Origin of the sequence: Nonomuraea sp. 3N208 (assembly GCF_052245935.1) — a bacterium.
GTDB lineage: Bacteria > Actinomycetota > Actinomycetes > Streptosporangiales > Streptosporangiaceae > Nonomuraea.
This window is the reverse complement of record NZ_JBQQBR010000022.1, coordinates 107,734-130,632: the sequence shown is the minus strand read 5'-3', so window position 1 is coordinate 130,632 and position 22,899 is coordinate 107,734. Positions and strand designations below refer to the sequence as shown.

The 22,899-nt window shown below is 70.4% G+C and carries 25 protein-coding genes; 16 read left to right on the top strand and 9 right to left on the bottom strand.

Going from position 1 to position 22,899, the window contains the following annotated elements:
- Positions 1 to 87: 87 nt before the first annotated feature.
- Positions 88 to 957 carry an anti-sigma factor domain-containing protein gene (locus ACTWPT_RS31150; protein WP_443181056.1) on the bottom strand — a complete coding sequence of 290 codons (870 nt, stop codon included), beginning with the start codon at positions 955 to 957 and terminating at the stop codon, positions 88 to 90.
- Between the two features lie 166 nt (positions 958 to 1,123).
- On the opposite strand from ACTWPT_RS31150, the gene ACTWPT_RS31145 reads away from it, so the two are divergent.
- A complete protein-coding gene (locus ACTWPT_RS31145) occupies positions 1,124 to 2,461 on the top strand; it encodes a class II 3-deoxy-7-phosphoheptulonate synthase (protein WP_443181055.1) in 1,338 nt (445 codons plus the stop codon).
- 198 nt (positions 2,462 to 2,659) lie between these two features.
- Positions 2,660 to 3,427: an SAM-dependent methyltransferase gene (locus ACTWPT_RS31140; RefSeq protein WP_443181054.1), complete on the top strand. Its 768-nt coding sequence runs from the start codon at positions 2,660 to 2,662 to the stop codon at positions 3,425 to 3,427.
- 43 nt (positions 3,428 to 3,470) lie between these two features.
- Here the strand turns inward: ACTWPT_RS31140 and ACTWPT_RS31135 are convergent, their stop codons facing one another.
- Positions 3,471 to 3,845, bottom strand: a complete 375-nt coding sequence (locus tag ACTWPT_RS31135; RefSeq protein ID WP_443181053.1) for a thioredoxin family protein — start codon at positions 3,843 to 3,845, stop codon at positions 3,471 to 3,473.
- A gap of 110 nt (positions 3,846 to 3,955) precedes the next feature.
- Complete coding sequence (locus tag ACTWPT_RS31130; protein WP_443181052.1) at positions 3,956 to 5,656, bottom strand: ExeM/NucH family extracellular endonuclease; 1,701 nt, start codon at positions 5,654 to 5,656, stop codon at positions 3,956 to 3,958.
- Between the two features lie 106 nt (positions 5,657 to 5,762).
- Between ACTWPT_RS31130 and ACTWPT_RS31125 the strand changes: the two genes are divergently transcribed.
- Positions 5,763 to 7,076 (top strand): pentapeptide repeat-containing protein, encoded by a 1,314-nt coding sequence (locus tag ACTWPT_RS31125; RefSeq protein WP_443181051.1) that lies wholly within the window; start codon positions 5,763 to 5,765, stop codon positions 7,074 to 7,076.
- A 10-nt stretch (positions 7,077 to 7,086) separates the two neighbouring features.
- Here ACTWPT_RS31125 and ACTWPT_RS31120 read toward each other — a convergent pair whose 3' ends face one another.
- The 3 genes from ACTWPT_RS31120 to ACTWPT_RS31110 are packed head-to-tail and all read right to left on the bottom strand — an operon-like array spanning position 7,087 to position 8,193.
- On the bottom strand, positions 7,087 to 7,527 hold the full coding sequence (locus ACTWPT_RS31120) for an SRPBCC family protein (protein ID WP_443181050.1): 441 nt from the start codon (positions 7,525 to 7,527) through the stop codon (positions 7,087 to 7,089).
- A complete protein-coding gene (locus ACTWPT_RS31115) occupies positions 7,511 to 7,843 on the bottom strand; it encodes an ArsR/SmtB family transcription factor (RefSeq protein ID WP_443181049.1) in 333 nt (110 codons plus the stop codon). Before ACTWPT_RS31115 ends, ACTWPT_RS31120 begins: the two co-directional genes overlap by 17 nt.
- Positions 7,840 to 8,193 (bottom strand): VOC family protein, encoded by a 354-nt coding sequence (locus ACTWPT_RS31110; protein WP_443181048.1) that lies wholly within the window; start codon positions 8,191 to 8,193, stop codon positions 7,840 to 7,842. Before ACTWPT_RS31110 ends, ACTWPT_RS31115 begins: the two co-directional genes overlap by 4 nt.
- Before the next feature lie 105 nt (positions 8,194 to 8,298).
- Here ACTWPT_RS31110 and ACTWPT_RS31105 point away from each other — a divergent pair, with 105 nt between their 5' ends.
- Positions 8,299 to 8,979, top strand: a complete 681-nt coding sequence (locus ACTWPT_RS31105; protein ID WP_443181047.1) for a permease prefix domain 1-containing protein — start codon at positions 8,299 to 8,301, stop codon at positions 8,977 to 8,979.
- Here the strand turns inward: ACTWPT_RS31105 and ACTWPT_RS31100 are convergent.
- Complete coding sequence (locus tag ACTWPT_RS31100; RefSeq protein ID WP_443181046.1) at positions 8,971 to 9,306, bottom strand: helix-turn-helix transcriptional regulator; 336 nt, start codon at positions 9,304 to 9,306, stop codon at positions 8,971 to 8,973. The two genes, ACTWPT_RS31105 and ACTWPT_RS31100, sit on opposite strands and share 9 nt — an antisense overlap.
- An 86-nt stretch (positions 9,307 to 9,392) precedes the next feature.
- Between ACTWPT_RS31100 and ACTWPT_RS31095 the strand changes: the two genes are divergently transcribed.
- The 8 genes from ACTWPT_RS31095 to ACTWPT_RS31060 all read left to right on the top strand — a co-directional run bounded on the left by ACTWPT_RS31095 (position 9,393) and on the right by ACTWPT_RS31060 (position 17,532).
- Positions 9,393 to 10,562 carry a cytochrome ubiquinol oxidase subunit I gene (locus tag ACTWPT_RS31095; protein WP_443181045.1) on the top strand — a complete coding sequence of 390 codons (1,170 nt, stop codon included), beginning with the start codon at positions 9,393 to 9,395 and terminating at the stop codon, positions 10,560 to 10,562.
- 10 nt (positions 10,563 to 10,572) lie between these two features.
- On the top strand, positions 10,573 to 11,337 hold the full coding sequence (locus ACTWPT_RS31090) for a cytochrome d ubiquinol oxidase subunit II (protein ID WP_443181044.1): 765 nt from the start codon (positions 10,573 to 10,575) through the stop codon (positions 11,335 to 11,337).
- A gap of 7 nt (positions 11,338 to 11,344) precedes the next feature.
- Positions 11,345 to 13,123 carry a thiol reductant ABC exporter subunit CydD gene (gene cydD / locus ACTWPT_RS31085; RefSeq protein WP_443181043.1) on the top strand — a complete coding sequence of 593 codons (1,779 nt, stop codon included), beginning with the start codon at positions 11,345 to 11,347 and terminating at the stop codon, positions 13,121 to 13,123.
- Between the two features lie 8 nt (positions 13,124 to 13,131).
- A complete protein-coding gene (locus ACTWPT_RS31080) occupies positions 13,132 to 14,898 on the top strand; it encodes an amino acid ABC transporter ATP-binding/permease protein (protein ID WP_443181042.1) in 1,767 nt (588 codons plus the stop codon).
- Positions 14,899 to 14,980: 82 nt separating this feature from the next.
- Complete coding sequence (locus ACTWPT_RS31075) at positions 14,981 to 15,601, top strand: hypothetical protein (RefSeq protein WP_443181041.1); 621 nt, start codon at positions 14,981 to 14,983, stop codon at positions 15,599 to 15,601.
- Positions 15,580 to 15,921 carry a transcriptional regulator gene (locus ACTWPT_RS31070; RefSeq protein WP_443181040.1) on the top strand — a complete coding sequence of 114 codons (342 nt, stop codon included), beginning with the start codon at positions 15,580 to 15,582 and terminating at the stop codon, positions 15,919 to 15,921. The genes ACTWPT_RS31075 and ACTWPT_RS31070 overlap by 22 nt, the downstream gene beginning before the upstream one ends.
- Positions 15,918 to 16,799 carry an ABC transporter ATP-binding protein gene (locus ACTWPT_RS31065; RefSeq protein WP_443181039.1) on the top strand — a complete coding sequence of 294 codons (882 nt, stop codon included), beginning with the start codon at positions 15,918 to 15,920 and terminating at the stop codon, positions 16,797 to 16,799. The genes ACTWPT_RS31070 and ACTWPT_RS31065 overlap by 4 nt, the downstream gene beginning before the upstream one ends.
- Positions 16,792 to 17,532: an ABC transporter permease gene (locus ACTWPT_RS31060; RefSeq protein ID WP_443181038.1), complete on the top strand. Its 741-nt coding sequence runs from the start codon at positions 16,792 to 16,794 to the stop codon at positions 17,530 to 17,532. Before ACTWPT_RS31065 ends, ACTWPT_RS31060 begins: the two co-directional genes overlap by 8 nt.
- Before the next feature lie 67 nt (positions 17,533 to 17,599).
- Here the strand turns inward: ACTWPT_RS31060 and ACTWPT_RS31055 are convergent, their stop codons facing one another.
- Entirely contained in the window at positions 17,600 to 18,835 is a 1,236-nt protein-coding gene (locus ACTWPT_RS31055) for a S1C family serine protease (protein WP_443181037.1), read from the bottom strand.
- 182 nt (positions 18,836 to 19,017) lie between these two features.
- Here ACTWPT_RS31055 and ACTWPT_RS31050 point away from each other — a divergent pair, with 182 nt between their 5' ends.
- Entirely contained in the window at positions 19,018 to 19,167 is a 150-nt protein-coding gene (locus tag ACTWPT_RS31050) for a hypothetical protein (RefSeq protein WP_443181036.1), read from the top strand.
- Positions 19,168 to 19,543: 376 nt separating this feature from the next.
- On the opposite strand, the gene ACTWPT_RS31045 is transcribed toward ACTWPT_RS31050, so the two are convergent.
- Complete coding sequence (locus ACTWPT_RS31045) at positions 19,544 to 19,975, bottom strand: MarR family winged helix-turn-helix transcriptional regulator (protein WP_443181035.1); 432 nt, start codon at positions 19,973 to 19,975, stop codon at positions 19,544 to 19,546.
- A gap of 367 nt (positions 19,976 to 20,342) precedes the next feature.
- On the opposite strand from ACTWPT_RS31045, the gene ACTWPT_RS31040 reads away from it, so the two are divergent.
- The 3 genes from ACTWPT_RS31040 to ACTWPT_RS31030 are packed head-to-tail and all read left to right on the top strand — an operon-like array spanning position 20,343 to position 22,798.
- Positions 20,343 to 21,311, top strand: a complete 969-nt coding sequence (locus ACTWPT_RS31040) for a methionine ABC transporter ATP-binding protein (RefSeq protein ID WP_443181034.1) — start codon at positions 20,343 to 20,345, stop codon at positions 21,309 to 21,311.
- Positions 21,308 to 21,964 carry a methionine ABC transporter permease gene (locus ACTWPT_RS31035; RefSeq protein WP_443181033.1) on the top strand — a complete coding sequence of 219 codons (657 nt, stop codon included), beginning with the start codon at positions 21,308 to 21,310 and terminating at the stop codon, positions 21,962 to 21,964. The genes ACTWPT_RS31040 and ACTWPT_RS31035 overlap by 4 nt, the downstream gene beginning before the upstream one ends.
- Positions 21,965 to 21,973: 9 nt before the next feature.
- A complete protein-coding gene (locus tag ACTWPT_RS31030) occupies positions 21,974 to 22,798 on the top strand; it encodes a MetQ/NlpA family ABC transporter substrate-binding protein (protein ID WP_443181032.1) in 825 nt (274 codons plus the stop codon).
- The last annotated feature ends 101 nt before the right edge of the window (positions 22,799 to 22,899 follow it).

Below are 22,899 nucleotides of genomic sequence, written 5' to 3'. Positions count from 1 at the left end.
ATTGCCCAGACGCCGCGGCGGCGCCGAACCGGTCCAGCACCGCCCGCCGGCCGGCCCAGGCCCCGGGCGGTTGCGGGCTCGCTCGGCTCAGGCCTCGGGCAGCTCGGCCAGCATGATGGGTTGCGTCGTGGGTTTCGGGGAGCCGCCGGCCGGCTCTACCGTCAGCGCCACCTTGTCGTCCTCCCGCAACGGGGTGACGAACACGGGGGTGGTGACGCCGCCCTCGGCGCGGCCCAGCATCCCGGCCGGGCGCGGGCCGTCGGGGCCCATCAGCCACAGCTCGTACTCGCGGGAGGCCGGCAGCTCGGACAGGTCGGACGAGGCGAACATCATCCGGCCTTCGGCCCGTGAGATCACCACTGTGGCGGTGCCGCCGGAGGTGACCGGCTGGCGCAGCGTCTTGGCGTCGGGCGCGGCCAGCACGGCCACCATCTCGTCGTTCCTGACGGTGAGCTCGCCCAGGTCGCGACGGGCGTCGAAGGCGACCGCGCCGAACGCGACCGCGGCCGCCGCGGACACAGCCGCCAGCCCCGCCAGCACCTTCGACCGCTTGCGCCGCAGCGGCACCACCTTTCCGCCACCGCCCTCGGCCCGCGCCGGGACCTCCGGCGTGTACTCCGCCCCTGGGGCGGCCGGTCCGCGTGCCCGCGCCGGCTCGGGCAGGATCCGGAGCGTCGGGGGCTCCCCGGGTGCCGAGGGCGGCGCCGGGTAGCCGAGCGTGGGCGCGTCGGCCTCGCGGCGTGACTGGTGCGCTGCGGCGAGCAGGCGGCTGCGGAGCATGGCGGGCGGCGGCTCGGCCACCATCTCCGACAGCCTGGCGGCCGTCTCCCGCAGACGCCTGACCTCGGCCCCGCATCCCTGGCACGCGCGAAGGTGCTCCTCGAACAGCACCCACTCGGCGTACGGCAGTGCGTGCACGGCGTAGGCGCCAGAGAGGGTGTGGAGTTCGTCGTTCATCATCCACTCCCACGGTGAGAGGCGGCTCACGCATGTACTTCGGTCGCTCGGGCACGCCGGATGGCCCTGAGCCCTGCTCATTTCGCATCGAGTGACGCGGAGCGGATATCAAAACGTGGACATTGGGGTCGGTAGCGGCGGGCTGCGTGGAATACCCTCGTATCTCGTGAGCAGCAATCTTCTGGATCTTGATTCCTGGCGAGCCCTCCCCGCGGCGCAGCAGCCCGACTGGCCTGACCGCGGCGAGCTCGACAAGGTCGTCTCTGAGCTCGGCGGCCTGCCCCCCTTGGTCTTCGCCGGCGAGTGCGACCAGCTCAAGGACCAGCTGGCCGCCGTCGCCCGCGGCGAGGCCTTCGTCCTGCAGGGCGGCGACTGCGCCGAGACCTTCTCCGGCGCCACCGCCGACAACGTCCGCAACAAGCTCAAGACGCTGCTGCAGATGGCGATCGTGCTGACGTACGCGGGCAAGGTGCCGGTCGTGAAGATCGGCCGGGTCGCCGGCCAGTTCGCCAAGCCGCGTTCCAAGCCGACCGAGACCCGCGACGGCATCGAGCTGCCCGCCTACCGGGGCGACATGGTCAACGGTTTCGAGTTCACCGCCGAGTCGCGCCGGCCGGATCCGTGGCGGCTGCTCAAGGCGTACCACTCCTCGGCCGTGACGCTGAACCTGGCGCGGGCGTTCACCAAGGGCGGCTACGCCGATCTGCGCCAGGTGCATGCCTGGAACCAGGACTTCGTGGCCGGGTCGCCGGCCGGGCGCCGCTACGAGCAGCTGGCCAGGGAGATCGACCAGGCGCTCGCGTTCATGCACGCCTGCGGCGCCGATCCCGAAGAGTTCCACACGGTCGAGTTCTACTCCTCGCACGAGGCGCTGATCCTCGACTACGACCGGGCGCTCACGCGCATCGACTCGCGTACGGAGCTGCCGTACGACGTGTCGGCGCACATGGTCTGGATCGGCGAGCGCACCCGCCAGCTCGACGGCGCGCACGTCGACTTCTTCTCGCGCATCCGCAACCCGATCGGCGTCAAGCTCGGCCCGACGACCACGCCCGAGGAGGCGCTGGCGCTCGTCGAGCGGCTCAACCCGGGCAATGAGGCGGGGCGGCTCACGTTCATCACCCGGATGGGCGCCTCCAAGATCCGCGAGCACCTGCCCACGCTGGTCAAGGAGGTCACGGCCTCCGGGGCGCAGGTGGCGTGGATCTGCGACCCGATGCACGGCAACACGTTCGAGGCGCCGAGCGGACACAAGACGCGGCGGCTCGACGACGTGCTGGACGAGGTGGCCGGGTTCTTCGAGGTGCACCGGGCGCTCGGCACGCATCCCGGCGGCATTCATATCGAGTTCACCGGCGACGACGTGACCGAGTGCGTCGGCGGCGGGCACGGGATCCTCGAGGGCGACCTGGCGACCCGGTACGAGACGGCCTGCGACCCGCGCCTCAACCGCAGCCAGTCGCTTGACCTGGCCTTCCGCGTGGCCGAGCTCTACCGCGGCTGACCCCGTGGCCGGGCCGGACGATCGCGTCCGGCCCGCGCGCCGCGGCCGTTCGCGGCCGACCCGCCGCCCTCGCGGACCCCAATACACCGTGGCGGCGTGATCTGCGTCTCATTGGCGGCAGGACTAGAACGATTTTCGGGTTCCGGTGGGGGCGGCGGCACTATGATCGCCCCCAAGTCGCCAAATATGGGAGAAAACGTGGACAGAGCCCCCGAGGGGGTGGACCCCAACGTCCCCAACGTCGCGCGCATGTATGACTATTACCTCGACGGCAAGGACAACTTCGCGGCCGACCGGGCAGCGGCGGAACAGATACTCAAGACGTTCCCCAACACCAAAGAGGGCTGCCGGGCGAACCGCGCGTTCCTGAAGCGCGCGGTGCGGCACGTGGTGGACGAGGGTGTCCGGCAGATCGTGGACCTGGGCGCCGGCCTGCCGACCCAGGGCAACACCCACGAGATCGCCCCCGAGGCGCGCGTCGTCTACGTTGACTACGACTCCGTGGTGTGCGTGCATGGCAGGGCGCTGCTGGCCAGGAGGGAGAACGTCGACTTCATCCAGGCCGACGTGCGCGAGCCGGACGTGCTCCTGGACAAGCTGGACGGGCTGATCGACTTCGACCGGCCCGTGGCGTTCCTGCTGCTGGCCGTCCTGCACTTCGTCCCCGACGACAACGCCTACGACCTGGTGACGAAGCTGCGGGAGGTGAGCGCGCCCGGCAGCCACCTCGTGATCAGCCATGCGGTGGACAGCACGCCGGACACGACCCCGCAGGCGTTGGAGATCTACAAGAAGGCCACGGCCTCGCTCAACCTGCGCGCCCGCGAGGAGATCCTGCGGTTCTTCGACGGGTACGAGCTTGCCGAGCCGGGACTGACGTACCCGGCCGGATGGCGTCCGGACGACCCGGACGGGCCGGGCAACGCCATCGACTTCGGATACGTGGGAGCCGGCCGCAAGCTCTGAAGACGCCAAAGCCCCGCCTGCGAAGGGCGGGGCTTTCGCGTTGTCAGCTCTGCTCGGCGTTCTTCATCTCCTGGGCGAGCTCGGCCCTGATGCTGTCCATGTCGAGCGCACGCACCTGGCGGATCAGGTCCTCAAGCGCCGGCCCGGGGATGGCCCCGGCCTGGGCGAAGACCACGATGCCGTCCCTGATCGCCATGAGCGTGGGAATCGAGGTGATGTCGAAACCTTGCGCGAGCCCCTGCTCGGCGTCGGTGTCGATCTTGCCGAAAGTGATGTCGTCGTGCTTGTCCGACGCCTGCTCGAAGATCGGCCCGAACTTCTTGCACGGAGGGCACCACTCGGCCCAGAAGTCGAGCAGGACAATCCCCTTGTCGGCGATGTCGTTGAAGTTCTTCTCTGTTACATCGATGGTCGCCACAAGTGGCTCTCCTCGCTCGTCCGTCGTCGCTGTGGTGCATCGGTGTCAACCACGTACCCTTTCCCAGCATTCCATGCGCAGCCCCCGCTCGGGGCCGCGCATGGCAGGGATCAGCGGGCGCTGGGAAGGGTCAGGCCGACGACCAGGGGGTCGTGGTCAGAAGAGCGGTACGCGTCCGGCTTGTACAGGCCGGGCGGGTTGTACTCGGTGTTGTAGTCGAGGATGCGCGGCTCGTCGGCGTTGATGTGCCAGATGGTCGCGCCGGTCACCCGCTTGAGCAGCTGCTTGCCGACCAGGGCGTGGTCGAGCTCGCCCGCGAGCCCGTCGAAGACGTAGCTGTAGCGCTGCGGCGCGGGCACGAACCTCTTGGTCACGCCGGCCAGGCCGCCGCTCTCGAGGGTGTCGATCGGGTCCTCCTCGCCGTAGGCGTTGAGGTCGCCGAGCACGATCGGGTTCGGCAGCTCCTGGTCCTCGATGATGCCGAGCAGCGCCTTGGCCTGGGCGACGCGGGTGGGGTTCCAACAGCCCTGGCCGTCGCCCTGGTCGGTGTCGGGTCCGCTGGAGGGACAGGAGCCCTTGGACTTGAGGTGGTTGACCACCATCGTGAACGGCTGGCTGCCGCTCTTCCTGCGGAACGTCTGGATCAGCGGCGGGCGGCTGAACACCGGGTCCTGCGACGCCTGGGCCTCGCCCACAGGGGTGAGCTTGGCCGGCTTGTAGATCAGGCCGACCTGGATGGCGTCAGTGCCGGGGTAGGGGTGCGTGAGCGCGGCGTACGTGCCCGCCCCGACCTCGGCGTTGACGGCGTCCACGAGCGCCTGCAGCGCGGTCTGGCCGTTGTTCTCGACCTCCATGAGCGCGACCGCGTCGGCGTTGAGGCCCTTGAGCGCGGCCACCAGCTTGGCGAGCTGGCGCTGCTGTTCCGCGGCGGTGGTGGCGCCACGCGAGCCGAGCGTGGTGAACCAGTTGAGCGTGTTGAACGAGGCCACCTTGACGTTGCCGAGCACCGGGAGCGGCTTGGGCAGACGCGGATTGAGCGAGCTGTAGGCGATCGCCTTGGTGGGCTGCAGCCGGTACTTGCCGAATCCGTACCCGAGCACGCCGGTGATCCCGGCGGCCACGTCGCCGGCCCGCACGATCGGCGGCAGCGTCGCGGGGTTCTCCCGGTTGGAGCCGTCGTCGACGAGCAGCGAGCGGCGGGCGTTGAGCGCGGGGTCCACGCCGGGCCGGTCGGTCGGCTGGTACAGCCGCCCCTGCGAGGACAGCGTGACCTCGCCGTAGCGGCCCAGGTTGTAGTGGTCGCTGACGGTCAGCGGCTGCGGGAACGTCAGCAGCATGTTCTCGACCGGCTCGAGCCCGCCCGAGTTCTCAGCCGTGGGCAGCGTGTACGACTGCGCCGCCACGCTCCCCGCGCCGCACACGTCCACGGCGGTGACCGGCGACAGCTCGGTCCAGCCGTTGAACTCGACCGCCCGGCCGGTGACCAGCACCCGGTCGCCGACCTTGACGTCCTTGAACGACTCGCGCGCGAACGCGAACAACCCCTCGGAGGTCTTCGGGTCGGCGTCGGGCCGCGTGTCCTGCAGGAAGAAGCCGCTGAGCTGGTCGGTGCGCTGGAAGTCGCCGGTCACGACGCCCTCGACGCGCACGGTCTGGCCGGCCAGCGGGGTGGCGTCACCGGCGCCCTGCACCTGTGCGACGCGGTGAGTGGCGGGGGTGTCGCAAGGAGTGGCCGGGGCGGCCGCCGCCGGTGTCGCGGAGAGGGCGACCGCGACCAGGGCAGCAAGGGATGCTCGGGATAAAACGCGCATGCCCGGCACTTTACGGCTTGTTTCGACCGCATATTTCCACGTAAAAGTGGATAGAACATTAAAACATCGAACCTTGACACGGGACCGTCGCGGGTATGACCAGTGCATGGACTGGGTCACCTGCGCGTCTTCGGTCGCCTGCACCGGAATCGCCGGCCGGACGTCCGGCCTCTGCCTCGCCCATCTGTCACCGGAACAACTCCCCGAGGCGCTCGACCAGATGTCCCCCGGCCGCCTCCTCGACCTGCGCGGCACGACCGTCACCGCCGACCTGTGGTCCAGGATTCTGGAGGCCACCGGCGGCAGACCCGGCCGGGCGCGGCTGGACCGGGTCAGGTTCACCGGCGACGTGCGGCTGTCGGGCGTGACGTTCGCCGGCGACGTCTCGCTCGACGGCGCCAGGTTCGACCGGCTGGCCTCGTTCTTCGGCTCCCGGTTCGAGGGCAACGTGTCCCTGGCCGGCGCCAGGTTCGCCCGCGAGCTGTCCTTCCACGGCGTCACCGTGCGCGGGCACGTCTCGCTGGACCGGGCCGTGATGGCCCGCGACGCGCTGTTCAGCCAGGCGATCTTCGGCCACGGGCTGTCCTGCGAGCGGGCCAGGTTCGACGGGTACGCCACGTTCGACGGCGCCCGGCTCGGCGACGGGGCCGCGTTCAGAGGGGCGCGGTTCGGCCGTACGCTGTCCTTCCGCAAGGTCAGCGGGCAGGCCGGGTTCGAGGCCGCGCACTTCGCCGCGGACGCGTACCTGTCGGCCACCGGCCGGCTGTCGGCGGCCCGCGCCCGCGCCGACGGCCTGCTGGACGTGGCGGTGGCGCGGTGCGGCGTCAACCTGCGCGGGGTGGAGGTGGCGGGCGCGACCACGCTGCGGCTCACCGACTCGCAGGCGGACCTGGAGGGCGCGGTGCTGCGCGGCCCCGCCACGGTGAGTGGCCGGGGCACCTCCACGGTGACCTCGCTGCGCCAGGTGGACGCGGCCGATCTGGCACTGCGCGGGCTGGACCTGTCCTCGTGCAGGTTCGCCGGGCTCACTCACCCGGCCGGGGTAAGGGTCAGGGACTGCACGTTCGCGCTCACCACGCGCGGCATGCGGGTGAGCCTGCGCCGGCCGATGCTGCGCTGGTTCTCCCGGCGCAGCGCCCTGGCGGACGAGCACGGCTTGGACGGCGAGCCGGCCCCCGGCGTGTCACCCGACCGGCTGGCCGCGCTCTACGCCGGTTTGCGGCCCAGCGACCGCGCCACGTCGGCGGACTTCACGTTCGCGGCGATGGAGATGCGCCGCCGGGCCGGCCACCGGTGGTGGTCTCCGGCGTCGTGGCTGCTGTTCGGGTACGGCATGCGCATGGGCCGGACGGCGGCCTGGTTCACGCTGCTCGCGGCGCTGGCCGCGGCCGCCGTCCTGTGGGGCCCGATGCACCGCTAAGGCTGCCCTGCTAGAGCTGGGCGGCGACGTCGGCGACGCGGCGGAAGTGGGACGGCCAGCCGCCGCCCATGATGCGGCGCGACAGCTGCTGCATCTCGTCGTCGGGGTCGAAGCCCTCGTGGTCGAGGAACAGCCTGGTGCCCTTGCCCTCGGGCTCCAGCCGCCAGGTGACCGTCCAGTCGGCCATCTTGCGGTCGCTCCAGCTGATCTTCAGAAGCTTCTCCTGCTCGAGCTCCAGCACCTCGCAGTAGACGAGGCCCTCGAAGCCCACCTGCTTCTTGGGCTGGGTCCGGAAGGTGAACTGATGCCCCACCTCCGGCTTGAAGTCGTTGGCCATGAGCCATTGGGCGACCAGGTCGGGCTCGGTGATCGCCCGCCACACCTTGGCCGGTGGGTGCGCGATGAACTGGTCGAGCCTGATCGCTCGGAGGTCTTCAGGCGCCTTGTCCATTTTCTTCCATTTCGTCGAGTAGCTTCGTGAGGTTCGCGAGCTTCTCCCGCCAGAACCGTTCGTACGGGCTGAGCCAGTCGCGGATCTCCATGAGCGGCGCCGGCTCCAGCCGGTAGCGCCGCTCCCTGCCCTTGCGGGTCTCGGACACCAGCCCGGCGTCCTTGAGCACCTTGAGGTGCTCCGACACGCTGGGCCGGCTCATGTCGAACCGCTCGGCCAGCCGGCCTGCGGGCTGGCCGCCCTCTTCGAGCAGCATGCGCAGCAACTCGCGCCTGGCCGGGCTGGCCAGCGCGGTGAACACGTGGTCGGCGGTCATAGCTCGCTGACGACGAACCCGTTGCCGAAGGGGTCCTGGAACAGCAGCTGCCGTCCCCACGGCTCGTCGGACGGCCCCTCGAGGGCCACGCCGTGGTCCCGCAGCCGCGCGGCCAGCGCGTCGAGGTCGGGCGCCCCCACTACGAGGCCACCGATCGGCGCCATGCCGGGGAACCAGGAGGCCAGCAGGAGCGCGGTCGCGGCGCCCTTGGGCGCGACAGTGAGCCAGCGGCCCATCGGGAACGGGTTGTCCGTGCGCATCTCGAAGTCGAGCACGCCCGTGTAGAACGCCAGCGCCCGCTCCTGGTCGGCGACGGGCACGGTGATGGTAAGGATGGAGGAGATAGGCATGTCAGCTACTATATGTAGGTTTTTTCCTACGCGACAACCCCCAGCGCTGAAAATCAGGGAATTCCCCGAGTGAACCCCTGAGGGCCTCCTCCGTAAACTGAGATCATGCGGATCGACGACTACGTGGCAGACCTCAACCGCGCGCTCGCCGGCCCGCCAGGGCCCAAGCGCGACCTGGTCGTCGAGGCACGCGACAGCCTCACCGACACCGCCGACGCCCTCGAGGCCGGCGGGCTCGAGCGGGCTGAGGCGGAGCGGGTGGCGGTGGCGGAGTTCGGCCCCGTCGCCGAGATCGCACCCGGATACCAGGCCGAGCTGACCTCCGCGTCGGGGCGGCGGCTGGGCTTCCTGCTGTTCATCAGCGTGCCGATCACCGTGCTCATGTGGTCGGTGTTGTGGCGCATATACCCGGCCGGCGACGACGCCTGGAGGAACGAGCCCGGATGGTTCTCACCGGTCTCCCGGCTGCTCGACATCGTCCAGCTCGCGGTCGGCGTGTACGGCGGGCTCGTGCTCTTCGCGCTGAGCCGGGGCGCCCGCTGGATCCGCCGGCCCCGCCTGCTCACCCGATCGCTGGCGGTGGTGGTGTGGATCTCGCTGCCGGTCAGCATCGGCCTCGCCCAGCTGCTCACGCACGGCACCGAAGGCGCCAACAGCCTGGCCTTCCTGCCCTCCGTGCTGGCCAACCTCGTGACCGCGGCCATATGGGGGCTGCAGGTCTACGGCGCCGTCCGGTGCATGCGCATCACCCGGGCCGGGCACCCCGGCGTCAGCCGGTCACCCTGACACCCTGGCCTCCGCGCGCAGCACGCCGCCGATCACGGTGGTGAACTCCCGCCAGGCCGACCGCTCCCCTTCGAGCTGCTTCCTGCCCGCATCCGTCAGCCGGTACGTGCGGCGCTTGCGCCCGCCCACGGTCGCCCACTCGCTGGACAGGTAGCCGATGCGCTCCAGCCTGCGCAGCGCCGGGTAGACGGTGCCGGTCGGCACGCTCAACGCTCCCCCGCTGCGTTCCTGCAACGCCTCGATGATGGCGTAGCCGTGCAGCGGCTCCCGCTCCAGCACTGAGAGCAGCAACGCGTCCATGTGCCCGCGCAGCGCGTCCGGATTCATGACTCAGATCTTAGGCAACCGGTCAGCATGTAGCCAGTCTACATGTAGGCTGTCTATATGTAGGCATACACAACTACGGAGTCGTGATGGATGTACTGGACCTGGCCCGAACACAGTTCGCGGTGACCAGCGGGCTGCACTTCCTGTTCGTCGTGCTCACGCTGGGGCTGGCGCCGCTGGTGGCGATCATGCACACCCGCTGGGCGATCTCGGGCAGGCCGCTGAACGAGGCGATGACCCGGTTCTGGGGGCAGATCTACGTCATCAATTACGCGCTGGGCATCGTGACCGGGCTGGTGATGGAGTTCCAGTTCGGGTTGTCGTGGAGCGGGCTGTCCCACTACGCGGGTGACGTGTTCGGCGCGCCTCTGGCCATGGAGACACTGGTGGCCTTCTTCCTGGAGTCCACGTTCCTTGGGCTGTGGATCTTCGGCTGGGGGCGGCTGCCGAAGTGGCTGCACCTGGCGTGCATCTGGCTGGTGACGCTGACGGCGTACGCGAGCGCGTTCTTCATCATGGTCGCCAACTCGTACCTGCAGAATCCGGTCGGCTCGGTCGTGCGTGACGGGCGGATGGAGCTGGTCGACTTCGGCGCGCTGCTCACCAACCCGTCACTGGTGTTCGCGTTCCCGCACGTAGTGGGTGCCGGGCTGTTCACCGGGGCCATGGTGCTGGTGGGGGCGAGCGCGTACCAGCTGCGGCGCCGCACCGAGCATGTGGAGTTCTTCACCAAGTCGATGCGCACCGGCGTGATTGTCGCCGCTATCGGGATCTTCTTCACGATGGGCTTCGGGTACGCGCAGTTCGCGGTGATCCCGGTCGAGGGCAAGTTCACCGGGAACGTGGGGGCGTCGATCGGGCTCGCGGTCATGTTGGAGATCGGGCAGCTGCTGGGGCTGATCGTGCTGCTGGCGATGTTGCCGATGATCCGCGTTCTGCCGCGCTGGCGGTGGACGCACCTGCTGTTGATGGCGATGACGCCGCTGCCGTTCGTCCTGTCGATCGCGGGCTGGGTGGCCAGGGAGGTCGGCCGGCAGCCCTGGATGATCTGGGAGAAGCTCACCGTGGCCGACGCCATGTCGCCGGGTCTGACCTCGGGCATGGTCACGGCCTCGCTGATCGGGTTCGTGGCCGTGCTGGGGCTGCTGGCGGTCGTCGATTACGTGCTCATCGCGCGGGTGGTCAAGCGGGGGCCGCGCGACCCGGACCTGGGCGCCACCGCCAGCGAGTCCCGTACGCCGGCTCTGAGCTTCTAGGAGTGCTGAGATGGAAGTGATCTGGTTCGTTCTCTTCGCGGTGCTGCTGGTTGGATATTTCGCCCTTGAGGGGTTCGACCTGGGGGTGGGGCTGCTGCTTCCCGTTCTCGGGCGGACGCGGGAGGGTCGCGACCGCATGGTGGCCGCGGTGGCGCCGTACGTGCTGGCGAACGAGGTGTGGCTGGTGGCGGTCGCCGGGACGCTCTTCGGGGTCTATCCGCTGCTCGAAGGCGAGGTGTTGTTCGGGCTGTACCCGGTGGTGGTGGCGATGCTGCTGAGCTGGGTGCTGCGGGACGCCGGGCTGTGGTTCCGGCGCAGGATCGACGGCCCGCGGTGGCGCGGATTCTGGGACGCGATGATCGCGTTCGGGTCGCTGGGGCTGTCGTTCGGGTGGGGCATGGCACTGTACGCCGCCGCCACCGGGTTCGAATCCTCGCCGGTGCATCCGGCCGGGCTGATGCTGGGCGTGGTCGTGACGCTGCTGTTCGCCCTGCACGGGTGGACGTTCCTGGCGTGGCGGGCGCCCGGCGACTTCGGGGCGGCCCGGTCGGGGCGGGCTCTGCTGATGTCCGGGATCGTCGCCGCGCTGCCCGCGGCGGGGGTGCTGGCGGGGGCGATGCCGTACCTGCTGGAGCACAGCGCGCCCGCGGCGACACTGAATGTGCTCAGTGTCATGGTCCTGCCGTGCGCACCCATCATGGTGGGCGCGCAACTATGGGTGTGGCGCACTTTCCGTCCAGGAAAGGATGCCTTCCGGCTCCCGTCGTTCTTCTAGAGGACTCGTGCATAAGGATCTCCTGCGGCTCATGCGGGCCGAGCGGTCGGTACGCCGCCACCTGGCCGTCACCATGGCCGCGGCCGTGCTGGCGGGGCTGCTCGTGCTCGTGCAGGCCGAATTGCTCGCCGGGGTGTTGTCCGGACGGTTCGCCGTCATCGCGCTGGCGGGGCTGGCGGCGGTGGTCGGCCTGCGTGCGGCGCTCGCGTGGACGCAGGGCGTCTTCGCCGGGCGTACCGCGACCGGGGTCAAATCCGCGCTGCGCCACCGGCTGCTGGGCCGCCTGCGCGAGCTCGGTCCTGGGCGGCTCACCGAGCACCGCTCGGGCGAGCTGGTCACGCTTACCGGGCGCGGGCTGGACGGGCTGGACGCCTACCTGACCGGATACCTGCCGGCGATCGCGGTGGCCGGGGTGGTGCCGCTGGCCGTGCTCGTGCGGTTGTTCGCCGCCGACCTGGCTTCGGCGGTGATCGTGCTGGTCACGCTGCCGCTGATCCCGATCTTCGGGGCGCTGGTCGGCATGACGACCAAGGCCGTGACCGAGCGCCAGTACCGGGCGCTGTCCCGGCTCGGCGGTCACTTCCTGGACGTGGTGCGCGGGCTGCCCACGCTGCGGGCGTTCGGGCGGGCGCGTTACCAGGCCGGCGTCATCCAGCAGGTGGCCGACGCGCACCGCAGCGCGACCATGAAGACATTGCGGGTGGCGTTCCTGTCGTCGCTGGTGCTGGAGCTGTGCGCGTCGCTGTCGCTGGCGCTGGTCGCGGTGCCGATCGGGCTGCGGCTGCTCGGGGGGTCGCTGGATCTGACGACGGCGCTGCTGGTGTTGTTGCTGGCGCCGGAGGCGTACTTGCCGCTGCGCGCCATGGGGACGCGCTTCCACGCCTCCATGGAGGGGGTCGCGGCGGCCGACGCGGCCTTCGCCGTGCTGGACTCCGCCGAAGACCCGCCCGCTCCCGCGGGGCGGCGGGCCGCGCCGTCCGGCGGCGCCCCGGAGATCCGGCTGGAGAACGTGACCGTCCGCTACCCGGGCAGGGACGTCGCCGCGCTCGAGAACGTCACGCTCACCATTGGGCCGCGGGAGCGGGTCGCCCTGGTGGGCGAGAGCGGCGGCGGCAAGAGCACGCTGCTCCACCTCCTGCTCGGCTTCGTCCAGCCTACGCAGGGGCGGGTCCTGGTGGACGGGGCCGATCTGCGGGAGCTGGACGTGGCGAGCTGGCGGGCGCGGCTGGCGTTCGTGGCGCAGCGGCCCCATCTGTTCGCGACGTCGGTGGCCGACAACATCCGGCTCGGGGCTCCCTCGGCCTCGCTGGAGGACGTACGCCGGGCCGCGTCCGCCGCCCACGCCGGCTTCGTGGCCGCGCTCCCCCAGGGGTTCGACACCGTGGTGGGCGAACGGGGTGCCAACCTGTCCGCCGGCCAGCGACAGCGGATCGCGCTGGCGCGCGCCTTCTGCCGTCCCGGGGCATCGGTGTTGCTGCTGGACGAGCCCACGGCGCGGCTGGACGGGCGCAGCGAGGGCGCGGTGGTGGCGGGGACGGCGGAGCTGGCCCGGGACCGCACGGCCGTCATCGTCGCCCACCGGCCCGCCATGATCGACCTCGCCGACCGCGTCATCCGCCTCCACGAAGGCCGCATCATCTCCGACATCACCCGCACTCCGAGCTCCCCCGCCACCGCCTGCCCGGGCTCCGACGTCGCCGAGCACGAGTCCGCAGCGGGCGGGACCGAGGCGGCGGCATCGAACGGGCACGTGGCACCGGCACGGCGTGAAGGGGGCGCGGGATGATGCGCGGCATGGGGAAGCGGCTGGTGTGGGCGGTGCTGGCCGGGGCGGCGGCGGACCTGGCCGGGCTGGGTCTCATCGCCGCCGCGGCCTGGCTGATCACCAGGGCCGCCCAGCAACCGCCCCTGGCCGCGTTGAGCGTCGCGATCGTGGCGACCAGGGCCTTCGCCACGAGCAAGGGCGTCTTCCGCTACGTCGAACGCCTCACCGGCCACGACGTGGCACTCCGCGCCCAGGCCGGCACCCGTGAGGACCTCTACCGGGCCCTGATCCCGCCCCAGCAACCCCGCCACGGCGGCGCGGACCTGCTCAGCCGCATGGTCGACGACACCGAGGCCGTACAGGACCTGCTCGTCCGCTGCCTGCTCCCCGCGGCCGCCGCGGCCATGGCCGGACTGGCGGCGGTCATCATCGGGCTGACCATCCTGCCGGTGGCCGCGCTGGTGCTGGTGGCCGGTCTGGCCCTGGCGGGAGCGCTGCTGCCCGCGGGCACGGCCGCGGGCGCCCGCCGCTGGTCGGCCAGGATCGCCCCGGCCAGGGCGGCGCTGGCGGGCCGGGCGGCCGACCTGGTGCACGGTTCCGCCGACCTGGCCGCGTACGGCGCCGACGACGAGGCGCTGGCCAAGGCCATGGCGGCCGACGGCGCACTGGCCGCGCTCGAACGCCGCCAGGCTCGCGTCCACGCCGCCGCTCTGGCCGGAGGCACGCTGGTGCAGGGGTTGACGGTCGCAGCCGTCGTTCTGCTCGCCCAGGGGGCCGGCGTCGGCTCGGTCGGCACGGCCGTGCTCGCGCTGACCGCCCTGGTGTCGTTCGAGCCGGTGCTGCCGCTGGCGGCGGCCGGCGAGCGGATGGCGGGCATCACGGCGGCGCTGCGGCGGCTACGCGAGGTCCGCTCGGCCGCCCCGGCCGTCGCCGACCCCGACGCCCCCACGCCGAGGCCCGAGGACCCGCTGACCATCGAGATCGACGATCTCGTGGTACGCCACGCCCCTCGCCTCACCGACCAGGACGACACCACGCCACCACCGCACGACGGCCGCCCCACGCCACTCGATCGCCGGCCCGCGGACCACGCCACGTCGGCGGCGCACGACGGCCGGCCCGCGTTGGACGGGGTGTCGTTGCGGCTCACCCCCGGGAAGCGGGTGGCGGTCGTCGGGCCGAGCGGGGCGGGCAAGAGCACGTTGCTCGCCGCGCTGATGCGGCTGATCGAGCCGGAGTCCGGGCACGTCAGGGTCAACGGCGTGGACATCAGGGACCTGGCCGGCGACGACGTGCGCACGCTGATGACAGGCCTCACCCAGGACCCGTACATCTTCCGCGCCACCCTCCGCGACAACCTGCGCCTGGCCGGCCCCGAGGCCGGGGACGAGACGCTGCGGCGCGCCGTGCAGGACGCCAGGCTCGACGGCTGGGTCGAGCGGACCGGGTGGGACGCCGAGCTGGGCGAGGACGGCAGGACCGTGTCCGGCGGGCAGCTGCAGCGCCTGGCCCTGGCCAGGGCGCTGCTGTACGACCCGCCGGTGCTGCTGCTCGACGAGCCCGCCGAGGCGCTCGACGAGGAGACCGCCGACCGGCTGATGAGCGACCTGCTCGACGTGACAAGGGACCGCACCACGGTACTGGTGACGCACCGGCTCAAGGGCCTGGAGAGCGTCGACGAGATCGTGGTGCTGGAGGAGGGCCGCGTGGTTCAGCGCGGCCGCCACGACGAGCTCGTCGCCGTGCCCGGCTACTACCGCGACCTGTGGGAGTCCGAGGTCCTCACCCGGAGGTAAGCCCCGCCCAGCGGACAGGTATTGTGTTGGCATCGCCAACAGGTTTAAAATGCAAACCAGTTTGAGAATTCGAGGTGTTTGCATGTTGGACGATGAGCGGGCGCCGAGCCCGGAGGAGACGCTCCGCGTCATCGAGGAGCAGCAGGCCGCCGCGGCCAGGCACATCTACATCGACCCGCTCGTGCTCTACCTCCCCTGGGGCGTCGCCTGGCTGCTCGGCTTCACCGCGTACTTTCTGCACTACGGGCTCGACGGGCGGCCGTACGCGCCGATCTCGCAGCCTCAGGCGCAGTCCGTGCTGATGATCGCGCAGCTCGCGGCGGGGGCGGTGGCCGCCTACGGGATCACGCGGATGAACAGGCAGGTCCGCGGCAAAAGCCGCGCCCAAGGCGCGATGTATGGCTACGCGTGGTTCGCCGGGATATCGCTGGTCGCCGTCATCGCCATCAGGCTGGGCCCCCTGCTGCCGCCCCAGGAGACCGGCCTCCTCTGGGCCGGCGCGATGCTGACGATCGTGGCACTGCTGTATATGGCGGGCGGCGCCATCTGGCTGAGCTGGCAAATGTTCTTCGTCGGCGTCTGGGTCGCCGTCGTCAACGGGGTGGGCGTGCTGCTCGGCGCCGGCTGGCACGCGCTGCTGACGGCGGTGCTGCTGGGCGGTGGTTTCATCGTCGCCGGCCTATGGCTGAGGCACCGGCGATGACGGCGGAGCAGTCCTTGCCCGAGCTCGACCCGGTCATCCACGCCCAGGCCAGGCTCCGGGTGGTCGCCGCGCTCAACGTCCTCGGCGAAGGGGACGAGATGGCGTTCGGCTCGCTCAAGGACCTGCTGGGCATGACGGCCGGCAACCTGTCGGTCCACCTGACCAAGCTCGAGGAGGCGGAGTACATCCGCATCACCAAGACGCACAAGGGCCGCACCCCGGTCACGTACGTGGCGCTCACCAAACGCGGGCGGCTGGCTTTCGAGGACTACACCAAGGCGATTCGCGTCTTGCTGGACAACGCAGGGGGAAACGTATGACGATCCTCGCCAGAGCGATCGAAGTCACCCGCCGCTACGGGGACGTGCTGGCACTCGACCGGGTCTCGCTCGACATCAGGGCCGGCGAGCTGGTCGGGCTGCTCGGCCCGAACGGCGCGGGCAAGTCCACTCTCATCAACCTGTTCGTGGGGCTGCGTCGGCCGACGTCGGGCACGGTCGAGCTGCTCGGCGGCTCGCCGGGTGATCCGGCCATGCGGCGCGGCATAGGCGTTACGCCCCAGGAGACCGGGCTGCCCGAGTCCTTACGCGTCGGCGAGATCGTCGACTTCGTGTCGGCGCATTTCCCGGAGAAGACGGACAAGGGCGAGTTGCTGGCCCGTTTCGGCCTGGACGACCTGGTCAAACGGCAGGTCGGCGGCCTGTCGGGCGGGCAGCGGCGGCGACTGGCCGTGGCGCTGGCGTTCGCCGGCAAGCCGCGGCTGGTGTTCCTGGACGAGCCCACGACGGGCCTGGACGTCGAGGCCAGGCGGGCACTGTGGGACGGGATCAAGGCCTTCCATGGCGACGGCGGCACGGTGCTGCTCACCAGCCACTACCTCGAGGAGATCGAGGCCCTGGCCGAGCGGGTCGTGGTGGTCGGGCACGGGCGGGTGCTGGCCGACGACACGGTGCCGGCCGTACGCGACATGGTGGGCGTGCGGCGGGTCTCCCTCGTCGCCGACGCCCTGCCCGAGCTGCCCGGCGTGCTCGGCTCGGAACGGGAGGACGGCCGGATCAGCCTGCTCACCACCGACCCCGACCGGCTGGTCATCGAGCTGGTGCGCAGCGGCGCGCCGTTCTCCGGCCTGGAGATCAGGCCGACCACCCTGGAGGAGGCCTTCCTCGCCATCACCTCGAAGGAGACCGCGCATGTCTAGTCTGGTCGTCGCGCACACCCGCTATCTCCTGATCGAGCAGATCCGGGTGCCCATCGGTCTGCTGGCCAGCTCCCTGTTCCCGGCCATCTCGATGGTGGCGTTCGTGGTGCCGTTCGCGGGGCAGGATCCGGCGGGCGCGACCATGGCGACTGGCTCACTCATGTTCTTCGGCGCGATGTCGGGGGCCGTCATCGGGCTCAGCATCGCGGTGGCGCAGGATCGCGAGCTGCCCTGGAACCCGTACCTGCGCACCCTACCCGCGGGCCCGCTCCCCCGCTTCGCCGGCCGCATCCTGTCGACGTTGGCCGTCATGCTGGTGTCGGTGATCCCGGTGCTGCTGGTGAGCGCGTTGTTCACCGAGGCGACGATCACGCCGGCAAAGCTGCTGCTCGGTCTGGGCGCGCTGATCGTCGGGGTCGTCCCGTTCATGCTGATGGGCCTGTTCATCGGCTTCGTGCTGTCGGCCAAGGCCGCCATCGCGGTGTCGCAGCTCGTGTTCTTCCCGGTGGCCATCCTCGGCGGGCTGCTGCTGCCGCCGCAGATTCTGCCGGAGTTCATCCAGGCGGTCTCGCCGTACGTGCCGACCAGGGGCGCGGCGGAGCTGATCTGGTGGGCTACCACGGGCAGCAGCCCGGACACCGTGGCGCTGGTGATGCTGGCCGTGTGGACCGTCATCGCGGCGGCGGCCGCGGCGTGGGCCTACCGCCGTGACGAGGGTCGGCGCTTCGCCTGATCAAGGGGGTGTGCCGCCGAGTCCGCAGCGATCTCGACGGCACACCCGTCAATGTGGGGGTCCTTGGTTATTTCTTCTCTTCAAGGGTGACGGTGACCTCGTTGGCCTGCCCGTCCCGCACATATGTGATCTTGACCTGTTGACCAGGTTTGAAACCTCTGACCTGCCCAACTACATTATCTCCCCCGTCAACCGCCTTGTCGCCGATCTTCGTGATCAGGTCGCCCTGCTTCAGGCCCGCCTTCTCCGCGGGGCTTCCGGCGGTGACCTGGCTGATGAGGGCGCCGGCCACATCGCCGGTGGCGTCGGTGACGCTCACGCCGAGGAAGGCGTGGCTCACCTTGCCGGTGCTGATGAGCTGGTCGGAGACCTGCTTGGCGGTGTTGACCGGGATGGCGAAGCCGACGCCGCCGCCCGCGGCCTGCGAGGCGATCGCGGTGTTGATGCCGACCAGCTCGCCGACCGCGTTCACCAGCGCGCCGCCGGAGTTGCCGGGGTTGATGGAGGCGTCGGTCTGGATGGCGCCGCCGATCGTGGTGGGCTCGCTGCTCTCGCCCTGCTGCTGACCCCAGCCGGGTGGCACCTGCTGGTTCTGCTCGCCGCCGACGGTGAGCGTGCGGTCGAGCGCGCTGACGATGCCCTTCGTCACGGATCCGTCGAGGCCGAGCGGGCTTCCGATGGCCAGCACGTCGTCGCCGACCTTCAGCAGGTCGCTGTTGCCGAGCGTGGCCTTGGTCAGCCCGGAGACACCCTCCGCCCGGATGACGGCCAGGTCGGTGGCCGGGTCGGTGCCGACCACGCTGGCTTTGGCCGTCTTGCCGTCGCTGAACTTGACGGTCATCTGCCCGCCGCGTCCCGCGCCTTCGACCACGTGATTGTTGGTCAGGATGAGCCCGTCCTCCGACAGCACCACGCCGGAGCCCTCGCCGGTCTGGCCCTGGATCATCACGACGCTCGGCTGCACCTTCGCGGCCACCTCGGTGACGGTGAGCTCGGAGGAGGTGTTCTTGAAGACCGGGCTCGGCGTGCCGGTGTTGGCGTTGGTGGTGACGGCGACCGGATCGGGCTGGAACGCGTTGGCGACGACGGCCCCCACGACGCCGCCGCCGATGGCCGTGGCCGCCAGGGCCAGCCCAGCCACCGTCTTGCGCCCGAAGCCCGGCCTCTTCGGGGGCGCGGGCGGCGGCGGAGGCGGCGGCTCCATGAAGATCGTGTCCCGCCGGGGAAAGCCCCCGGCGGCCGGCGGGGTGGCGCCGAACTGGCTCCACCCGGCTCCCTGCTCGCGAGGCTCGTTCGCGTCCATCTGTCATCTCCCTAAGTCCCGATGACTCTAGGGTCGCAGGGGGCGCGTAAGACCTCGTTAAACCGGTGATCGGAGGACTGTGAGACGGCTGACGGCCGCCTTATCGACGCTGGTCGCAAGGCACGACCGCCAGCCCGAGAACGGGCATTCGCGGCATCAACATCACCGCGAACGTCCTGGAGATGCCTACGCTCACCCTCGATCTCGTCTTCCGCGAGGTCGAGGGCGAGATGGTCGTGCTCCTGCCGTTCAAGACCCGCCAGGCGTTGATCGCGCTCGGCTGGACATCGCCCGCCGAGCCTGCATCCAGCGAAGAGTCAGTGGCGCCGTAGCCTGCGCAACCAGTTCCGCGCCCTCTGCTGGTTCCGCGGGTCACGAGCGATCCGCTTCGCCTTCTCTACCGTCTGCCTGCCTTGAGGGCCGTGCAGGTATCTGCGTACTCGATCCATCAGCTTGGTCATGCGTCTGCTTCTACCCGGGAGGACGACCTTATGCCGCTGCCGAGCGGCGGCATCACCGGGTCACCGGCCGCATGTTTTGACTGTGCCTGCCCAACAGCTCAACGAGCGCGGCCCGGATGTCGAACGAGAAGACCGGCGGCAACCCGCCGATGAACGCGAGCCAGGCGGGCCAGGTGGATCCGGGGCTGTTGATCGTGGCGGCACACATCTACAGTCCGGACCTCACACCGCCGGGCCGGGGGCGGAGTCAGCCCGCGCCGTGGGAGTCGTCGGTGATCAGCAGGGTCTCCAGCTCCTTGAGCAGTGCCACCGCCCGGTCGGCGTCCGCCGGGTCCGGCATCGCCCGCCGTACGACCTCCTCCACCGGCGTGGTCGCGCGCCGGAACAGCCAGTGCATGGCGACGTCCGCCACCCGGACCTGGGTGCGGCGGCCGTCGGCCGGGTCTGGGCCGGTCTCCAGGATGCCGCGCTCCCGCATCCGGGCCACCGAGGCGGACACGTGGCTCTGGGCGAACCCCGTGCGGGCCTGGATCTCCCCCACCGCGCTGCCCGGATGCCGCAGCACGTCCTCGAAGACCGCCTCTTCCCCGGGCGTCAGCAGGGGCTGACCCTCGCCGTCCACAGCCTTGGCCAGCTCGCCCAGCCGCCGCCCCAACCTGCGCAATCTCGCGATGTTCATGGCGGTAGATTACATCGCTAGCGATGCATCTCTACCGATACAACTCATTCCGTGACCCAGATCACGAGACGGAAGAGGAATAGCGGGATCTCACCATGTCGTTAGCAACGGCGTGAACGAGGCATACGCGTACGACCACGGCGCCCACCGGGCCGCCGCGTGTTGTCGCCTGCGTATGGGGCGAATGCCGGCCCGCTAGACAAGACCGTCCGCCCGTTCTCCTCGAAGGTCGTCATGATCGCACCTGGTTTCGTGCTGCGCAGGCTGTGCCACCTGCCGTTCCACCCGGGCACCCGCTGACCCTGCCGCGCTTACCGGCATCTGTTCGTCCGAGCGGCCCGGCCGCTCTCAGTCGTGGGGATTTTCCGTGATCCAGGCTTACGGCCTGCGCAAGCAGTACGGCGAGACCGTCGCGCTCAACGGTGTCGACCTGCACGTGCGTGAAGGCGAGATCTACGGCGTGCTCGGCCAGAGCGGCGCCGGCAAGAGCACCCTCCTGCGCTGCGTCAACCTGCTCGAACGCCCCACCGCGGGCACCGTCACCGTGGCCGGCCAGGACCTGACCGCGCTGCGCGACGCCGAGCTGAACCGGGCCAGGCAACGCATCGGCATGATCCACCAGCACTTCGCGCTGCTGTCCTCGCGCACGGTGGCCGGCAACGTCGCCTTCCCATTGGAGGTCATGGGCGTGCCGCGGGCCGAGCGGGAACGCCGCGTCGGTGAGCTGCTGGAGCTGGTCGGACTCGAAGGCCGCGGCAAGGACCGCCCTCACCAGCTGTCCGGCGGGCAGAAGCAGCGGGTGGGCATCGCCAGGGCCCTTGCCGGCAACCCGTCGGTGCTGCTGTCCGACGAGGCCACCTCCGCGCTGGACCCGGCCACCACCCAGTCGATCCTGGCGCTGCTCAAGCGGCTCAACGCCGAGCTGGGCCTGACGATCCTGCTGATCACCCACGAGATGAACGTCGTCAAGAGCGTCTGCGACTCCGTGGCCATCATGGCGCGCGGCCGCATCGAGGAGTCGGGCGCCATCGCCGACCTCATCAGGACGCCAGGCTCCCGCCTGATCAGGGAGATCTTCCCGCTCCCCGAGCCCGCCCCGGCCGGCTCGGTCACGCTGACGTTCACCGGCGATCCGCGGCAACCCGGTGTGTCGGAGCCGGTGGTATCGGACATCGTGCGGAAGTTCGACGTGGACCTGAGCATCCTGGGCGGCTCGATCGAAGAGCTCGCCGGCGTTTCCGTCGGCCGGCTGCGTGTGTCGCTCGACGGCGCCGACACCCCCGCCGCGCTCGCGTACCTGCGCGGCTCCGGCCTGATCGTGGAGGAGGCGGCATGACGTGGGAAGAGATGCTGCCGCTGCTCTGGCCGGCGACGCTGGAGACGGCGCAGATGGTCGGATGGTCGGCGTTGTTCACCGTGCTGCTCGGGCTGCCGCTGGGCGTGGCACTGGTGGTGTTCGACCGGGACGGGCTGCGGCCTGCGCCCGCGCTCAAGTCGGCGCTCGGGTTCGTGGTGAACATCGGGCGATCGCTGCCGTTCATCGTGCTGATGATCGCGATCATCCCGTTCACCCGGCTCGTCGTCGGCACCACCATCGGGACCGCCGCCTTCGTCGTGCCGCTCACCGTCGGGGCGGTGCCGTTCTTCGCCCGGCTGGTCGAGACCGCGCTCAGGGAGGTCGGCACGGACGTCGTGCAGGCGGCCCAGGCCATGGGCGCGAGCCGGACCACCATCGTGCGCAAGGTCCTGCTGCCGGAGGCCCTGCCCGGGCTCGTGGCGGGCCTGACCGTGACGGTCGTCGCGCTCATCGGCTACTCCGCCATGGCCGGCACGCTCGGCGGCGGGGGCCTCGGAGACCTGGCCGTCCGGTACGGCTACCAGCGCTTCGAGACGCTCCTGATGATCGTGACGGTCGTCCTCCTCCTCGTGATCGTGCAACTCCTGCAGAGCCTGGGCGACTGGGTCGCTCGGCGCCTATCGCATAAGTAAGGAAACAAGATGAAATTTCGTGCCATTGCGGGTGCTTTCGCGCTAGCCCTGTCGCTCGCCGCATGCGGTACGTCACAGTCCGCCACCAGCACGGGGGCCGAAGGGGCCGACGCGGTGCTCAAGGTCGGCGCCAGCCCCGTGCCGCACGCGGAGATCCTCAACTACGTCAAGCAGAACCTGGCCCCGGGCGCCGGGCTGAAGCTGGAGGTCGTGGAGTTCACCGACTACGTCCAGCCGAACGTGCAGCTCGACGAGGGCCAGCTGAGCGCGAACTTCTTCCAGCACAAGCCGTACCTGGACGACTTCAACTCCTCCAAGGGCACCGAGCTGAGCTTCGTGGCCCCGGTCCACCTGGAGCCGCTGGGCCTGTACTCCAAGAAGATCACCGCGCCGTCCGCGCTGGCGAGCGGCGCCACCGTGGCCGTGCCCAACGACGCCACGAACCTCGGCCGCGCGCTCAAACTGCTCGCCGACAACGGTCTCGTCAAGCTCAAGGACGGCGCGGGCACCGCGGCGACCGAGCGCGATGTTGTGGAGAACCCGAAGAACCTGCAGTTCAAGCCGCTGGAGGCGGCGCAGCTGCCGCGTTCGCTCGAGGACGTGGACGCCGCGGTGATCAACGGCAACTACGCCATCGAGGCCGGGCTCAGTCCCGCCACGCAGGCCTTGGCGCTGGAGAAGACCGAGGGCAACCCGTACGTCAACGGGCTCGTCGTCAAGACCGGCCACGAGAAGGACGCGAACATCGTCACCCTCGGCAAGCTGCTGCAGGACCCGAAGGTCAAGGACTTCATCAAGCAGAAGTACGCGGGTTCCGTGATCGCCGCGGAATGATATTGAAAAAGCGCCGCCGAAACAGGAATAATCTCTTATCACACTGGTTCAGGCGTCAAGTGAATTGCAAGCGCGGCGCAATACAGCAGGCGTAGGAATGC

Coding starts and splice junctions, on each gene's coding strand:
- ACTWPT_RS31095 (WP_443181045.1), top strand. CDS start 9,393: ATGGATGTACTGGACCTGGCCCGAACACAGTTCGCGGTGACCAGCGGG.
- ACTWPT_RS31065 (WP_443181039.1), top strand. CDS start 15,918: ATGACGATCCTCGCCAGAGCGATCGAAGTCACCCGCCGCTACGGGGAC.
- ACTWPT_RS31070 (WP_443181040.1), top strand. CDS start 15,580: ATGGCTGAGGCACCGGCGATGACGGCGGAGCAGTCCTTGCCCGAGCTC.
- ACTWPT_RS31050 (WP_443181036.1), top strand. CDS start 19,018: ATGCCTACGCTCACCCTCGATCTCGTCTTCCGCGAGGTCGAGGGCGAG.
- ACTWPT_RS31120 (WP_443181050.1), bottom strand. CDS start 7,527: ATGGACAAGGCGCCTGAAGACCTCCGAGCGATCAGGCTCGACCAGTTC.
- ACTWPT_RS31080 (WP_443181042.1), top strand. CDS start 13,132: ATGGGGAAGCGGCTGGTGTGGGCGGTGCTGGCCGGGGCGGCGGCGGAC.
- ACTWPT_RS31150 (WP_443181056.1), bottom strand. CDS start 957: ATGAACGACGAACTCCACACCCTCTCTGGCGCCTACGCCGTGCACGCA.
- ACTWPT_RS31105 (WP_443181047.1), top strand. CDS start 8,299: ATGCGGATCGACGACTACGTGGCAGACCTCAACCGCGCGCTCGCCGGC.
- ACTWPT_RS31110 (WP_443181048.1), bottom strand. CDS start 8,193: ATGCCTATCTCCTCCATCCTTACCATCACCGTGCCCGTCGCCGACCAG.
- ACTWPT_RS31125 (WP_443181051.1), top strand. CDS start 5,763: ATGGACTGGGTCACCTGCGCGTCTTCGGTCGCCTGCACCGGAATCGCC.
- ACTWPT_RS31100 (WP_443181046.1), bottom strand. CDS start 9,306: ATGAATCCGGACGCGCTGCGCGGGCACATGGACGCGTTGCTGCTCTCA.
- ACTWPT_RS31090 (WP_443181044.1), top strand. CDS start 10,573: ATGGAAGTGATCTGGTTCGTTCTCTTCGCGGTGCTGCTGGTTGGATAT.
- ACTWPT_RS31075 (WP_443181041.1), top strand. CDS start 14,981: ATGTTGGACGATGAGCGGGCGCCGAGCCCGGAGGAGACGCTCCGCGTC.
- ACTWPT_RS31045 (WP_443181035.1), bottom strand. CDS start 19,975: ATGAACATCGCGAGATTGCGCAGGTTGGGGCGGCGGCTGGGCGAGCTG.
- ACTWPT_RS31060 (WP_443181038.1), top strand. CDS start 16,792: ATGTCTAGTCTGGTCGTCGCGCACACCCGCTATCTCCTGATCGAGCAG.
- ACTWPT_RS31115 (WP_443181049.1), bottom strand. CDS start 7,843: ATGACCGCCGACCACGTGTTCACCGCGCTGGCCAGCCCGGCCAGGCGC.
- ACTWPT_RS31030 (WP_443181032.1), top strand. CDS start 21,974: ATGAAATTTCGTGCCATTGCGGGTGCTTTCGCGCTAGCCCTGTCGCTC.
- ACTWPT_RS31035 (WP_443181033.1), top strand. CDS start 21,308: ATGACGTGGGAAGAGATGCTGCCGCTGCTCTGGCCGGCGACGCTGGAG.
- ACTWPT_RS31130 (WP_443181052.1), bottom strand. CDS start 5,656: ATGCGCGTTTTATCCCGAGCATCCCTTGCTGCCCTGGTCGCGGTCGCC.
- ACTWPT_RS31055 (WP_443181037.1), bottom strand. CDS start 18,835: ATGGACGCGAACGAGCCTCGCGAGCAGGGAGCCGGGTGGAGCCAGTTC.